A 12,457-nucleotide genomic window follows, 5' to 3' on the forward strand; every position below is an offset into this window, starting at 1 on the left:
TTGGCCTTTCAGTGACGGCGGCCGCCGGCGCTGCCCGCACCGAACCGCATTTCCAGAATAGTCTTGAGAACGAGCGTGACCAGGGCAAGGGCCGCCAGCAGCGAGGCCACGGCAAAGGCGGCCAGCATGTTGTACTCGTTGTAGAGGATCTCCACGTGGAGCGGCATCGTGTTCGTCAGCCCGCGGATATGGCCCGACACCACCGAAACGGCGCCGAATTCACCCATGGCACGGGCATTGCAGAGCAGGACGCCATAGAGCAGGCCCCACTTGATATTGGGCAGCGTGACATACCGAAAGGTCTGCCAGCCCGATGCGCCGAGAGACAGGGCTGCCTCCTCGTCGCCGGTGCCCTGGTCCTGCATCAGCGGAATCAGCTCCCGGGCGACGAAGGGAAAGGTCACGAAGATGGTGGCGAGCACGATACCCGGAACCGCAAACAGGATCTCGATCCCATAGCTTTTCAGCCAGGGGCCGAGCACGCTCTGGCTGCCGAAGAGAAGCACATAGACGAGGCCGGAAATGACCGGCGAGATCGAAAACGGCAGGTCGATCAGGGTGATCAGGAAAGCCTTGCCCTTGAATTCGAACTTGGCGATGGCCCAGGCGGCGGCAATGCCGAAGACAAGGTTCAAGGGAACGGCAATTGCCGCAACCGTCAGCGTCAGCCGGATCGCTGCCAGCGCATCCGGTTCCGCTAGGGCGTCCCAATAGGCTGAGGCGCCCTCGCGGAACGCCTCGATAAAGACGGCCACGAGCGGCAGGAACAGGAAAAAGACCAAGAACAAGAAGGCTATTGCAGTGAGCAGCAGCTTCGTCAGCCGAGTTTCGTCGGCGGGATTGCGGAACCGCGACTTGGCGAGGGAATGATCAGACAAGGCCGTACCTCCGTCGGCTCCAGGCCTGGATCAGATTGATGACCAGCAGCATCGCAAAGGAGATGACCAGCATGATCGTCGCGATCGCGGTTGCGCCTGCATAGTTGAACTCTTCCAGCCTGATGACGATCAGCAGTGGCGCGATTTCAGACACATAGGGAATGTTGCCGGCGATGAATACGACCGAACCATATTCCCCCACCCCGCGGGCAAAGGCGAGCGCAAAGCCTGTCAGCACCGCAGGCGTCAGGCTTGGCAGCAGGACCCGAAAGACGGTCTGGAACCGGTTGGCGCCGAGGGTCGCGGCAGCCTCCTCGACCTCCCGATCGATTTCTTCCATCACCGGCTGCACCGTGCGCACCACGAAGGGCAGACCGATGAAGATCAGCGCGATGACGATCCCGATCGGTGAGTAGGCAATGCGGATACCGAGGGGGGTGAACCAGGAGCCGATCCATCCCTGCGGCGCATAAAGCGCCGTCAACGCAATGCCTGCGACCGCCGTCGGCAGGGCAAAGGGCAGATCCACCATGGCATCGATGATCCTGCGACCGGGGAATTCATACCGGACCAGCACCCAGCAGATCAGAACGCCGAAAACGGCATTGATGCAAGCTGCAATCAGAGCTGTGCCGAAACTGATCCTCAGGGCCGCGAGGGTGCGCTCATCCAGCAGAATGTTGATGAACTCAATCCAGGTGAGCGAACTGGCGCGCCATATCAGGCCCGCAATCGGGATCAGGATGATAAGCGATAGGTAGACGATCGAGAAGCCGAGCGTCAACCCAAAGCCTGGGATGATGCTCGGCTGCTTCAATCGCCTTCCGGATGGAATGGCGGATGTTATCATTCAGGCGGGCCCCCTCAGCGCGCAGGCTTGTAGATCTGGTCGAAGATGCCGCCGTCACCGAAATGCTCGGGCTGGGCCTTCTTCCAGCCGCCGAAAATCGGATCGTCAATCGTCACCAGCTTGATATCCGGCAGGGCCTTCAACAGGTCTGGCTGCACCAGTTCGCGCTTGGCGGGGCGGTAAAAATGCTTGGCTGCAAGGTTCTGCCCCTCTTCGGAATAGAGATAGGCGAGATATGCCTCGGCAGCCTTCCTCGTGCCCTTGGCATCGACATTGGCATCAACAACGGCAACCGGCGGCTCTGCCAGAATGGAGATCGGCGGTACGACGATTTCGAAGGCATCCTGGCCGAATTCCTTGCCGGCCAGATAGGCCTCGTTCTCCCAGGCTAGCAGGACGTCGCCAATCTGTCGCTGGGCGAAGGTGATGGTGGAGCCGCGGGCGCCGCTATCCAGCACCGGGGCGCGCTTGTACAATTCGGATACGTAGGCTTTGATCTTCTCCTGATCGCCAGCGAATTCTTCGTTGGCCCAGGCCCAGGCTGCGAGATAGTTCCAGCGGGCGCCGCCGGAGGTCTTGGGGTTCGGCGTGACGATCTGCACATCGTCCTTCACCAGGTCGCCCCAGTTCTTGATGTTCTTGGGGTTGCCCTTGCGCACCAGGAAGACGATCGTCGAGGTGTATGGCGAGGAGTTGTTGCCCAGGCGTGAGCGCCAGTCAGGCTTGATCTTGCCGCCATTGTCGACGATCGCGTTGATGTCGCTTTCAAGCGCCAAGGTCACGACATCGGCTTCAAGTCCGTCGATGACTGAACGGGCCTGCTTGCCGGAACCGCCATGGGACTGCTGGATCGTGACGGTTTCGCCGGCCTCGGCCTGGTAGTGCTTGATAAAGGCTGCGTTGAAGTCCTTGTAGAATTCGCGCGTGGGGTCGTAGGAAACATTGAGGAGTGTGGTGTCGGCCATTGCTGCCGGCGTAGAGGCAAACGCGGCAAGCAGACTGATCGTGGCAATACCGAGTAGTCGAGCGGATCGGGACATCTTGGCTTCCTCCGTTGGGTACGATCAGACTACCGTTCAAGTAGACTAAGTCAACGAACCCAGGCGCAGGAAGAAAAGTGTTTCACTTTGGGTGGATGCGCACGCAAAGCCCGCGTTGCGCAACTCGCTATTGCCGCAATGGGAGTGATGCGCTCACCGTCATTGACGCAAGAACCATCCCCGACGATTAACCATTTCTGGCTGCGACACAGCTAAAAATGCGCCCCCGTCGTCCCGAAAAAACAAAAGTACGTACACTCTTTAAACTGGATTGAGGCCGTTCCGGGTCACCACATCGGATAGACTGGCATTGGTCGAAGGCGCCCGCTATATGGGGAAGCACTCTCTCTGCATGTCGCCCAAAGGAATTCAATTTTATGCTGTCCATGAAGGGCAAATACGGCCTGAAAGCGCTCTGCCATCTGGCCGGGTTGCCTCCGGGGCGGATGGCCCAGTCCATCGAGATCTCCGAGAAATATGGAATCTCCAAGAAATTCCTGGATGCCATTCTCGGCGATCTTCGTCACAGCGGTTTCGTGCATGCCCGCAAGGGCCGCGGTGGTGGCTATTGTCTGGCCCGCTCTCCCGACACCATCATGGTCGGCCAGGTGATGCGGGTCCTGGATGGACCGCTTGCCCCGATTCACTGCGCCAGTCGCACGGCCTATGACCGCTGCCGCGATTGCCCAGATGAGAATGCCTGCGTTGTCCGGCTGACGATGCTGGAAGTCCGGGAGGCGATTGCCGATGTGCTTGATAACAAGTCCCTGACGGCGATGCGCCAGATGGTGGACGATGAGCGGGATGATATCGCGGAAGCGCTGCTAACAAGCTGACGCTCGGGCCCATTCCGGCATGCCGTCACGCTTCATTTCGCTGACGCGGCAATGTCTCCGACTGATCCTACCATGCGCCGCTGCCTTCGCAGCATCGTAACAGCTTGGGCTATTTTTCTTTGCCGACCGCCATATATGGCGTTTTATGCCCGGACGGATGTGCTGGTCCGTGGGACAAATCGATCATCGTTTCAAGGAGAACTCAGCCGTGCGTCTCGACAGATTTATCATCGGAACCGCCTTTGCCGTTATCGTTTCGGCTGCCTCGGCCTCTGCCCAGGTGGTCGTCTCGTCCAAGATCGATACCGAGGGTGGTGTTCTCGGCAATATCATCCTCTCGATCCTGAACGCGAACAACATCCAGACCACCGATCGCGTGCAACTGGGTGCCACGCCTGTCGTTCGCCAGGCGATCACGGCGGGCGAGATCGACATCTATCCGGAATACACCGGCAATGCCGCCTTCTTCTTCCAGAAGGCCGATGACCCGTTGTGGAAGGATGCAGCCAAGGCTTATGAGGAAGCCAAGAAGCTGGATTATGAGGCCAACAAGATCGTCTGGCTCACCCCATCGCCCGCCAACAACACCTGGGCCGTGGCGCTTCGCAAGGACGTGGCCGAGGCCAACAAGATCGCAACCTTTAGCGACTTCGGCAAATACGTGGCCGGCGGCGGACAGGTCGTGCTGGCGGCTTCCTCGGAATTCGTCAACTCGGCGGCTGCCCTTCCCGCCTTCCAGACGACCTATGGTTTCCAGCTGAAACCGGAGCAACTGATCACGCTGTCGGGCGGTGATACGGCCGCAACGATCGCCGCGGCGGCCAATCAGACCAACGGTGCCAATGCCGCGATGGTCTACGGCACGGATGGCGGGATCGCCCCGTCAGGACTTGTGGTGCTGGAAGACGACAAGGGCGTGCAGCCGGTCTATCAGCCCGCGCCGATCATCCGCGAGGCGGTTTTGAAGGAACATCCGGAAATCGAGAGCCTGCTGAAGCCCGTCTTCGAGAAGCTGGATCTTGTCACGCTTCAGGATCTCAACGGCCGGGTGCAGGTTGGCGGTGAGCCGGCAAAGGCTGTGGCCGAGGACTTTTTGAAGAAGAACGGCTTCCTGAAGTAAGTCTGGTGCGGCGGGCTTCCATCCCTGGAAGTCCGCCCATCGCTCGATAGAAGAGGCGCGGGGGATCGCGGTGCGGACTGGCATTGACAAACTGGGCCTGGTCATTGGCCTCCTGGTTGCCTATGGCGCGCTGGTCGCGCCTTTTGCCCTGTTCCGTGCCAACCGCATCGTAGCCGGTGAGCCGCGGCCGACCTGGGAAGCGCTGCCGGTGGTGCCCGCCACGGTTCTGCTGGCGCTTTTGGCTTTGGCCAGCGTGGTGATCGTTTTTCGGACCTCGACATGGTGGCGGCTTGGCCTCGCCGCAGCGACCTTGGCGATACTCGCCATCTCGATTGGAATCTCCGGCCGCTTTCTCTCACCCGAAGGCAATAGCTATGCCCGCGTTTCGCCGGCCTCCGGCTTCTGGATCCTGACGGTGGCATTCGCGCTGGTCGCCGCTGACGCCATCACACGGCTGCGACCAAGGCCTGCGGTCCGGGTCGTGTTGCTGGCCGGCGCGCTTGGCGGGCTTGCAGCGATCCTGATGTCCGGCTGGTGGGATGATCTGTCTCTGCTCAAGGAATATGCCAATCGCGCCGATGTGTTCTGGCAGGAGGCGGGCCAGCATGTGTCGCTGGCGCTCGGCTCGCTTGTCGCCGCCGTGCTCATCGGTTTGCCGCTCGGCATCCTCTGCCATCGGGTGGAGCCGTTGCGCGCCGGTGTTCTGAACACGCTGAACCTGATCCAGACCATCCCCTCCATTGCGCTTTTTGGCATCCTGATCGCCCCGCTCGGCTGGATCGCGGTGCATGTGCCGGGGGCTGCGGCGCTCGGCATTCGCGGCATCGGAGCCGCACCGGCCTTCGTGGCGCTGTTCCTCTATTCGCTGCTTCCCGTGGTGGCCAACACGGTCGTGGGGCTGGCCGGGGTGCCGCGCGAGACCAACGAGGCAGCGCTGGGCGTGGGCATGACCGGCGCCCAACGTCTTCTCGGCATCGAATTGCCGCTGGCCATGCCAGTGATCCTCACCGGTATTCGTATCGTCCTGGTGCAGAATATCGGGCTTGCCACCATCGCAGCGCTGATCGGTGGCGGGGGCTTCGGTGTCTTTGTCTTCCAGGGCATCGGGCAGACGGCCATGGACCTGGCGCTTCTCGGCGCCGTTCCAACGGTGATACTGGCCTTCGCCGCCGCCACGGTTCTCGATGCCCTTATCGAAATGAACGCTCCAGCACGCCAGCGAGGCCGGACAGCATGATCGAGATCGACGCCATCACCAAGCGCTATGACGGCAATACCGTCGTCGACAATGTCTCGATGGTCATCGAGCCGCATACCGTCACTGTCATTGTCGGCACATCCGGTTCGGGCAAGACGACGCTGCTGCGCATGATCAACCGGCTGGTGGAGCCGAGCTCAGGCCGGATCAGGATCGACGGCGAGGCCAATGACGCCATCCCAGGCTTCGAGCTCCGGCGGCGCATCGGATATGCGATCCAGGGGCACGGACTTTTCCCCCACCGGACGGTCGCCCAGAATATTGCCACCGTCCCGACGCTGCTTGGCTGGGACCGGCGGCGGATCGATGCCAAGGTGGAGGAACTGCTGACCTTGTTCCAGCTCGATCCCGGCACCTTTGCCAAGCGCTTCCCGCATGAATTGTCCGGTGGGCAGCAGCAGCGGGTGGGCGTTGCCCGCGCGCTTGCCGCCGAGCCGAACATCCTGCTGATGGACGAGCCCTTCGGCGCGCTCGATCCCATCATCCGCATGAAGGCCCAGGCCGATCTTCTCGCCATCCAGAAACTGCTCGGCACCACGATCGTCCTCGTCACCCACGACATGGACGAGGCCTTCCATCTGGCCCATCGCATCGCCGTCATGGATAAAGGGGCACTGGTGCAATATGGCGCGCCGGCAGAGCTGGTGAACCAGCCCGCCACGGAATTTGTGCAGACGCTGATCGGCGAAAGCGAGCGTCCGTTCCGGCTGCTGTCAATCGAAACAGTCCGGCAGGCGGTCGAGCCCGGTACGGCTGAGGGTCAACCCTTGCCCGATAGCATCAGCCAGCGGGAAGCATTGGCACAACTGCTCTGGAGCGGTCGCACCGCCTTGCCGGTGGTAGGGGCGGATGGCAGCGTGATCGGCAGGGTGACGCTGGAAGGGCTGTCCAGACGCGCGGCGGGATCACCATGAAGGGCTGGATACCGCTGATCTTGCGCGGGTCTTTGCTCGCACTGCTTCTTGCCTTCCTCGCTTTCCCCGGCTGGTTCGAGCCGGTTTTTCGGCCGCTGGTCCAGGCAAATGCGCCTGCTATCTACGCCCAGGGAAGCCTGCTCAGCCTGACGCTCCTGCATCTGCGGACCGTGGCCATCGCGACCGCGGGCGCAATCGTGGTCGCAGTCTCCATGGCGATTGTTGTGACACGGCCGTTTGGCGCGGAATTCCTGCCTTTGTCGCGAACCCTGGTGAATATCGGCCAGACCTTTCCGCCTGTTGCCGTTCTGGCGCTTGCCGTTCCGATCCTGGGCTTTGGAGAAAAGCCGACGCTGGTTGCCCTGTTTCTCTATGGGCTCTTGCCGATCTTCGAGAATACGCTGACGGGGCTGACGACGCTCCCGCCCGCCGTGCTGGAGGCGGCGCGCGGCACAGGAATGACGGCAAGCCAGCGGCTGTTTCGAGTGGAATTGCCGCTTGCGATGCCGGTGATCCTGGCCGGTATTCGCCTCTCCCTGGTCATCGGCCTTGCCACGGCGACGATCGGTTCAACCGTGGCGGCCAAGACGCTGGGCGAGGTGATCATTGCCGGCCTGCAATCGAACAACCTTGCCTTTGTGTTGCAGGGGGGGGTGATCGTCGGCGTCTTGGCGATCCTGATCTATGACGGCCTGTCGGCCGTCGAACGGATGGCGGCGCGGCGCGTGGGGCGTGCATAGAAAAGCAGGCCTGCCCAGGCTATTCGCTGCCGCAGCGTTAGGGCGTCTCCTCGATCATCGCCCGACCACTGGTCATGTCGGTCACAAGGCGACGAATGTCCCTTGACCCCTCAAGCGGCAGCCGGACCTCCAGAACAGCACCTGTCGCGGTGAAACGCTCGTTGGCGATGTCGACGTCGGGCGTGGCGAGCAGCCTGGATTTCACCAGGGCGAGGTCGGAAAACTGTAGCTGCAGGAATACCGTTTCCGTCGGGATGATCCGGACTTTTGTGCCGGATTGAAGACATTGCGCGGCGGTGCCGCCATAGGCCCGCATCAGTCCGCCACTTCCCAAAAGGATGCCGCCAAAGTGGCGGGTTACGACCACCACGACCTTGTCCAGATCCTGGCCGTCTATCGCTTGGAGGATCGGTTTGCCAGCCGTGCCGCTCGGTTCGCCATCGTCGCTGAAGCGATACGCCTGCCCGTCACGCCATGCCCAGCAGTTGTGATTGGCGTCGGGCGAACTGTGCAGGGCAATGAAATCCCGCGCCGATTGTTCGTCTACTATCGGCCCGGCGTGAGCGATGAATTGGCTGCGCTTGATGTCCTGGGCGAATGTGCAAGGAGCGGAAAGGGTGAACATGGAGCCTGCTGGAGAAGCGCGGAGGCGGCAAAATTGACCTGGAGCGGAGACCTTATCGATCCCCGGAATGGGTGGCCAGCCACTTTTCCAGGGCTTCGATGATCACAAGTCGCAAGCCGTAGCTGCGGGTCATGGCGCGGTGCAATGACGGATCCTCGGGGTCGAAACCGAGTTCACCCATGACATCACCCGGGTTCAAGCGGCGTGCGACCATGACCTCGCGGATCCGCCTGACGGCATCGGGACGCAGGTAGCGACCCGATGAGACCGGGACAAAAGAGGCGTTGGTGCTGTCGATGGCGCCGCTTTCGGTCAGCCATTCAAGAAACTCCGCCCGTTCTGACGCATCGGCCCGTTTCCAGGCTTTGCGCAGCTTCTGCAGCGGGGTCTTCTTTCCGGTCTCGCTCACCGCCACCTCGTTGTTGTCTGCCGGTTTTTCTCGGCAATCTATTTGCCAGCGCAATGGATGTCGCATCGAGAAACGTCCCGGCTGTTTAGAGCCTTTCAGGGTTAAATAGAAGCGTTCTGCTGGCTCAAACGGAGTCGGTCGGTCGACCAGGCGGCCCGTTTCAGCCAGCCCGAAGGGCCGGGCATCTTTCCGCCAGGGTCAGAGGCGATCGGCTCGGACGTACCCTGGGTATGCCCGTCGCCAATCGCCTCTGCCCTGACGAAAACCTGCTCCGGCAGAACGCTCCTAGTTAACCCTGAAAGGCTCTAGCGCCGGGACATCAATTAATTAATCCGCCTTGGGCTTGGGTTGAGGACCCTGCTGCAGATTGGCGAGCAGAGAGGAAACCGCATTGTCCCCCTCGAAGCCTGCTTCCTTGAGCAGCTGGTCGAGGATCGGCTTGTTGGCCTGATAGGCAAGCAACTGGCCGGCCAGGCCTTCACCCATGCCGATGCCACCGCCCGAGCCATCTCCGCCGCCCCGACCGAGCATGCCGCCGGTATCGAAGATGCGGATGTCGGAAATCTTCTCGATCGGCTTGACTGCCTCGGCCAGCGCCTGCGGGATGATGCGGATGCGCTCGCGCAGGATTTCGAACTCGATGATGGCAGGGCTCAGCTTGTTGCGCGCTTCGTTGAGCAGGGCCTCGCTCTCGGCTGCTGCCTTGCCGGTTTCCAGCACGCCCTTGGCCTTGATGATGGCCGCCTCCGCCTCGGCTGTCGCCAGGGTCTTGATCGCATCTGCCTGGTCGAGTGCGGCCTGCTTTTCCGCTTCCGCACCCACGGTCACCGCAGTCGCCTCGGTTTCGGCCTTCTTGCGTGCATCGATCACGGCGATCTGGCGGTCGCGTTCCGCTATTTCAACGGCCTTGGCGGTGCCTACCTTTTCTTCCGCTGCGATGGCCAGGGCGCGGGCGTTTTCGGCCTGGGCCTTGGCTTCCGATTCCTCGCGGCTCTTGTTGGCCACCGCGATCGCGCTTTCCTGGGAGACGATCTGCAGGTCTCGCTTGGCTTCCGTGTCGCGTTGCTGCACGGCGCGCGACGCATCGATATTGGCGCTTTCGCGGGCCTGCTTGGCTGCCGCTTCGCGCTCGGCGATTGCCTGTTCGGCGGCGATACGGGCCTCCTCCTCCGCCCGCTTGGCGGCTTGCTCCTGCTGGGCAGTTTCGGCGCGGGTGGCGGCCGATTTGTTGGCGATATCGCGTTCCTGGTTCAGTTCCGCCTCACGCTTGGTGCGCTCGATCGAAAGCGACTGCTGCCGGGCCTCAAGGTCTTTCTGCGCAATGGCAACTTCCGTATCGCGGACGATCTCGTTGCGCTCCTTCTTGCGAGCTTCCGTAATACGGGTCAGCGTCGCCAAGCCCTGGGCATCGAAGAAATTGTTGGCGTTGAAGTGCTTGATGTCAGTCTGGTCGAGGCGGGTGAGCGAGACGGATTCCAGCTCCAGACCGTTGGACTGGAGATCGGCACCAACAGCTTCCTGCACCGCCTTGACGAAATCCATGCGCTGCTCCTGCAGGGCATCGAGATTCATCGTCGCGGCGACGGAGCGCAAGCCGTCCACGAATTTGGCCTCGATCAGCATGCGCAGCTGTTCGGCATCATTGGTGCGATCGCCCAGCGTCTGGGCGGCCAGGGCAATGGAAGAGGCGTCGGGCTTCACCCGGACATAAAATTCAGCGCCGATATCGACACGCATGCGATCCTTGGTGATCAGCGCATCGCCCTCGCCGCGGCGAACTTCAAGCCTGAGCGTCTTGAGATTGACGCGGGCGATGGAGTGAAAGATCGGCAGCACGAGCGAGCCACCGTCCAGCACCACCTTCTGGCCGCCGAGGCCGGTTCGGACATAGGCTTCGTCGCGGCTGGAGCGGGTATAAAGCGAGGCAAGAACAAAGCCGATGCCAAGTATCAGCACCACGCCGATGCCGGCGGGCAAGAGAAGATCATATATCATGGGTTGCTCCCTGGCGTTATGGATTGGGCGGCGTCAGCAGATCCGACGGCGCTGATATGGCAATGAAGACGTTGGAAACATGATCGACGAGAAGCACCTGGGCGCCGATGGGGATCGGAGCCTCGTTGCGGGCGGCACGGGCACGCAGAATATGCCAGTTGCCATGCTGGTCCTTGAGCCTCACCCGTCCGGGAAGCCCCTGATCAAGGGGACCAACGGTGACCTCACCACTGCGACCGATAAATTCCGTCGTCTCGACGGCATAGCTCTCGTCGCGCGGGACGATCCGTGCCACCCACCGGCTCGACATGCGCATCGTGGGCACGGTCAGAACGGCAGCCGGGATCGCGGCGACCGCCGCAGGCAGCGGTGACCACAGCGACGCGGCGACCGCCTGGATGACAAAACCTGATATGGCGAAGAGGCCAAGCCCAAGCATCAGCAGCACCAATAGCGGTACGCCACCGATATTGAGCCAGGACATCAGCCCGGCCATGCCGCCGTGATCACCGGCCCAAGCCTTGTCGATCGTCTCGCTCAAGGAGAAGCCGAGCAGAAGGCAGAGCATCTCGATGGCCGTCAGCACGATCAGCATGACGGAGGCTATGGCGAAGGGCAGGCATTCCGGGGCGAGGAACAGCTGCATGGCGATCAGTTCTGCTGATTCTTGAACTTGGCGAGACGGGCCTCGATCGCCTGTTCACGATGCAGGCGGTCAAGCTCATCGAGTTCCCCATTTGCAGCCCTGTCACCGGAGGGAACGCCCGTGACCCTGGACACTGCCGCCGCCGCACGGGCGGCGCCATCAACGGGATTGGCACGCGCACCCGGCGAACCCGGCTGGTCGGGAAACTGGATCATGCTGCGCTTGAGATCCGCCAAACGCGCGTCTGCCTCGCGCCGGGTGGCCAGCACTGCCTGCAAGGCCTGCTGGCCTTCTTCGAGGTGCAGCCGGGCATCGGCCAGCGCCTTGTCGAGCGCTGCAAGTTGCGATTCCAGATCGATCTGGCGGGCCACGCCGGCCTTTGCAAGATCATCCCGACCCGCCGAGACAGCCATGCGGATCTTGTCATCAAGGGCGGCGAGATCGGCCGAGATCTCGTCACGTCGACTGAGAATGCGGTATTCCTCCGCCTTGGCCTTGCCGATGTCGGCGCGCGCCTCATCGGCGGCGGTATCGATTTCGCGCAGCGCCTGTTCGACAACCGCAATCTTGTTGCTTCCTTCCGCCTTGTCGACGGCAGCATTGGCGAGGCCAGCGATCAGGCGGCCCATGCGGGACAATATGCCTTCGTTCATCATCATGCTCTCCTCCGTGCGTTCGGCATGCGGATTGACGCCGATATGGATCTGATATCCGCCGTTGCTGGCAACCAGTTGGGCGGAGAATATGTTGAGCGTACCCTTGCTGTAGCCGGCAACGTCATAGGGAATGGCGACGCGACCGCGAAGGGTGGCGATCGTCAGGTCCGTCGGGCCCTTTATGGCAAACAGTTTGTCGTCCAGCGGCAGGCGGTCCGGCGCGACCTTGCGGCCGCGATTGGCGGCAAAATCCCTCAGCCCCAGCGTTACCAGGCGCGCGGGCAGGCCGGTGCGCTCCCGCACTGTTTCATAGGCGATATCGTGAAGCGCCACGAGATTTGCGCCGCCTTTGTCTCCCGTCAGCTCCTCCAGGATCGAAATCATGTCGGCATAGGCGGCAAAGGTTTCCTCCAAAGCCTGCCGCGCCTCCAGGTCCGGCGCGAGTTGATACCGCAATATCGATGTGTGCGTCGTCTGAGCCATGGAATAA

13 protein-coding genes are annotated in these 12,457 nt (G+C 61.8%); 5 read left to right on the top strand and 8 right to left on the bottom strand.

The window, feature by feature from the left end; genetic code table 11:
* Window positions 1–8: 8 nt before the first annotated feature.
* Genes cysW through B9A97_RS09425 form a run of 3 tightly spaced genes read right to left on the bottom strand, consistent with a single transcriptional unit; the run spans window position 9 to window position 2,768 of the window.
* Window positions 9–878 (bottom strand): sulfate ABC transporter permease subunit CysW, encoded by an 870-nt coding sequence (gene cysW / locus B9A97_RS09415; RefSeq protein ID WP_084365074.1) that lies wholly within the window; start codon window positions 876–878, stop codon window positions 9–11.
* Complete coding sequence (gene cysT, locus B9A97_RS09420; protein ID WP_084365075.1) at window positions 871–1,728, bottom strand: sulfate ABC transporter permease subunit CysT; 858 nt, start codon at window positions 1,726–1,728, stop codon at window positions 871–873. The genes cysW and cysT overlap by 8 nt, the downstream gene beginning before the upstream one ends.
* A 14-nt stretch (window positions 1,729–1,742) precedes the next feature.
* The gene (locus B9A97_RS09425) at window positions 1,743–2,768 is read right to left on the bottom strand and encodes a sulfate ABC transporter substrate-binding protein (protein ID WP_084365076.1); all 1,026 of its coding nucleotides are present in this window, start codon (window positions 2,766–2,768) and stop codon (window positions 1,743–1,745) included.
* Window positions 2,769–3,145: 377 nt separating this feature from the next.
* On the opposite strand from B9A97_RS09425, the gene B9A97_RS09430 reads away from it, so the two are divergent.
* The 5 genes from B9A97_RS09430 to B9A97_RS09450 all read left to right on the top strand — a co-directional run bounded on the left by B9A97_RS09430 (window position 3,146) and on the right by B9A97_RS09450 (window position 7,636).
* Window positions 3,146–3,604 carry an RrF2 family transcriptional regulator gene (locus B9A97_RS09430; protein WP_084365077.1) on the top strand — a complete coding sequence of 153 codons (459 nt, stop codon included), beginning with the start codon at window positions 3,146–3,148 and terminating at the stop codon, window positions 3,602–3,604.
* Between the two features lie 208 nt (window positions 3,605–3,812).
* Window positions 3,813–4,724 carry a glycine betaine ABC transporter substrate-binding protein OsmF gene (locus tag B9A97_RS09435; RefSeq protein ID WP_143530389.1) on the top strand — a complete coding sequence of 304 codons (912 nt, stop codon included), beginning with the start codon at window positions 3,813–3,815 and terminating at the stop codon, window positions 4,722–4,724.
* A gap of 70 nt (window positions 4,725–4,794) precedes the next feature.
* Window positions 4,795–5,961 (top strand): ABC transporter permease, encoded by a 1,167-nt coding sequence (locus B9A97_RS09440; protein WP_244564169.1) that lies wholly within the window; start codon window positions 4,795–4,797, stop codon window positions 5,959–5,961.
* Window positions 5,958–6,896, top strand: a complete 939-nt coding sequence (locus B9A97_RS09445; protein WP_084365079.1) for an ABC transporter ATP-binding protein — start codon at window positions 5,958–5,960, stop codon at window positions 6,894–6,896. Before B9A97_RS09440 ends, B9A97_RS09445 begins: the two co-directional genes overlap by 4 nt.
* The gene (locus tag B9A97_RS09450; protein ID WP_084365080.1) at window positions 6,893–7,636 is read left to right on the top strand and encodes an ABC transporter permease; all 744 of its coding nucleotides are present in this window, start codon (window positions 6,893–6,895) and stop codon (window positions 7,634–7,636) included. The genes B9A97_RS09445 and B9A97_RS09450 overlap by 4 nt, the downstream gene beginning before the upstream one ends.
* 37 nt (window positions 7,637–7,673) lie before the next feature.
* Here B9A97_RS09450 and B9A97_RS09455 read toward each other — a convergent pair whose 3' ends face one another.
* From B9A97_RS09455 to B9A97_RS09475, 5 genes are all read right to left on the bottom strand, one after another.
* On the bottom strand, window positions 7,674–8,261 hold the full coding sequence (locus B9A97_RS09455; RefSeq protein ID WP_084365081.1) for an IMPACT family protein: 588 nt from the start codon (window positions 8,259–8,261) through the stop codon (window positions 7,674–7,676).
* A 52-nt stretch (window positions 8,262–8,313) separates the two neighbouring features.
* Window positions 8,314–8,670 (bottom strand): hypothetical protein, encoded by a 357-nt coding sequence (locus B9A97_RS09460; RefSeq protein ID WP_179145258.1) that lies wholly within the window; start codon window positions 8,668–8,670, stop codon window positions 8,314–8,316.
* 327 nt (window positions 8,671–8,997) lie between these two features.
* Window positions 8,998–10,665 carry a flotillin family protein gene (locus tag B9A97_RS09465; RefSeq protein ID WP_084365083.1) on the bottom strand — a complete coding sequence of 556 codons (1,668 nt, stop codon included), beginning with the start codon at window positions 10,663–10,665 and terminating at the stop codon, window positions 8,998–9,000.
* 16 nt (window positions 10,666–10,681) lie between these two features.
* On the bottom strand, window positions 10,682–11,311 hold the full coding sequence (locus B9A97_RS09470) for an OB-fold-containig protein (protein WP_084365084.1): 630 nt from the start codon (window positions 11,309–11,311) through the stop codon (window positions 10,682–10,684).
* A 5-nt stretch (window positions 11,312–11,316) separates the two neighbouring features.
* Complete coding sequence (locus B9A97_RS09475; protein ID WP_084365268.1) at window positions 11,317–12,450, bottom strand: PspA/IM30 family protein; 1,134 nt, start codon at window positions 12,448–12,450, stop codon at window positions 11,317–11,319.
* Window positions 12,451–12,457: the final 7 nt, after the last annotated feature.

Source organism: Rhizobium sp. RU36D (assembly GCF_900176345.1).
GTDB lineage: Bacteria > Pseudomonadota > Alphaproteobacteria > Rhizobiales > Rhizobiaceae > Allorhizobium.

Bases quoted from the DNA above. Each gene is read 5' to 3' on its own strand.
- cysT (WP_084365075.1), bottom strand. From the start codon at position 1,728: ATGATAACATCCGCCATTCCATCCGGAAGGCGATTGAAGCAGCCGAGC.
- B9A97_RS09425 (WP_084365076.1), bottom strand. From the start codon at position 2,768: ATGTCCCGATCCGCTCGACTACTCGGTATTGCCACGATCAGTCTGCTT.
- B9A97_RS09430 (WP_084365077.1), top strand. From the start codon at position 3,146: ATGCTGTCCATGAAGGGCAAATACGGCCTGAAAGCGCTCTGCCATCTG.
- B9A97_RS09445 (WP_084365079.1), top strand. From the start codon at position 5,958: ATGATCGAGATCGACGCCATCACCAAGCGCTATGACGGCAATACCGTC.
- B9A97_RS09450 (WP_084365080.1), top strand. From the start codon at position 6,893: ATGAAGGGCTGGATACCGCTGATCTTGCGCGGGTCTTTGCTCGCACTG.
- B9A97_RS09455 (WP_084365081.1), bottom strand. From the start codon at position 8,261: ATGTTCACCCTTTCCGCTCCTTGCACATTCGCCCAGGACATCAAGCGC.
- B9A97_RS09465 (WP_084365083.1), bottom strand. From the start codon at position 10,665: ATGATATATGATCTTCTCTTGCCCGCCGGCATCGGCGTGGTGCTGATA.
- B9A97_RS09470 (WP_084365084.1), bottom strand. From the start codon at position 11,311: ATGCAGCTGTTCCTCGCCCCGGAATGCCTGCCCTTCGCCATAGCCTCC.
- B9A97_RS09475 (WP_084365268.1), bottom strand. From the start codon at position 12,450: ATGGCTCAGACGACGCACACATCGATATTGCGGTATCAACTCGCGCCG.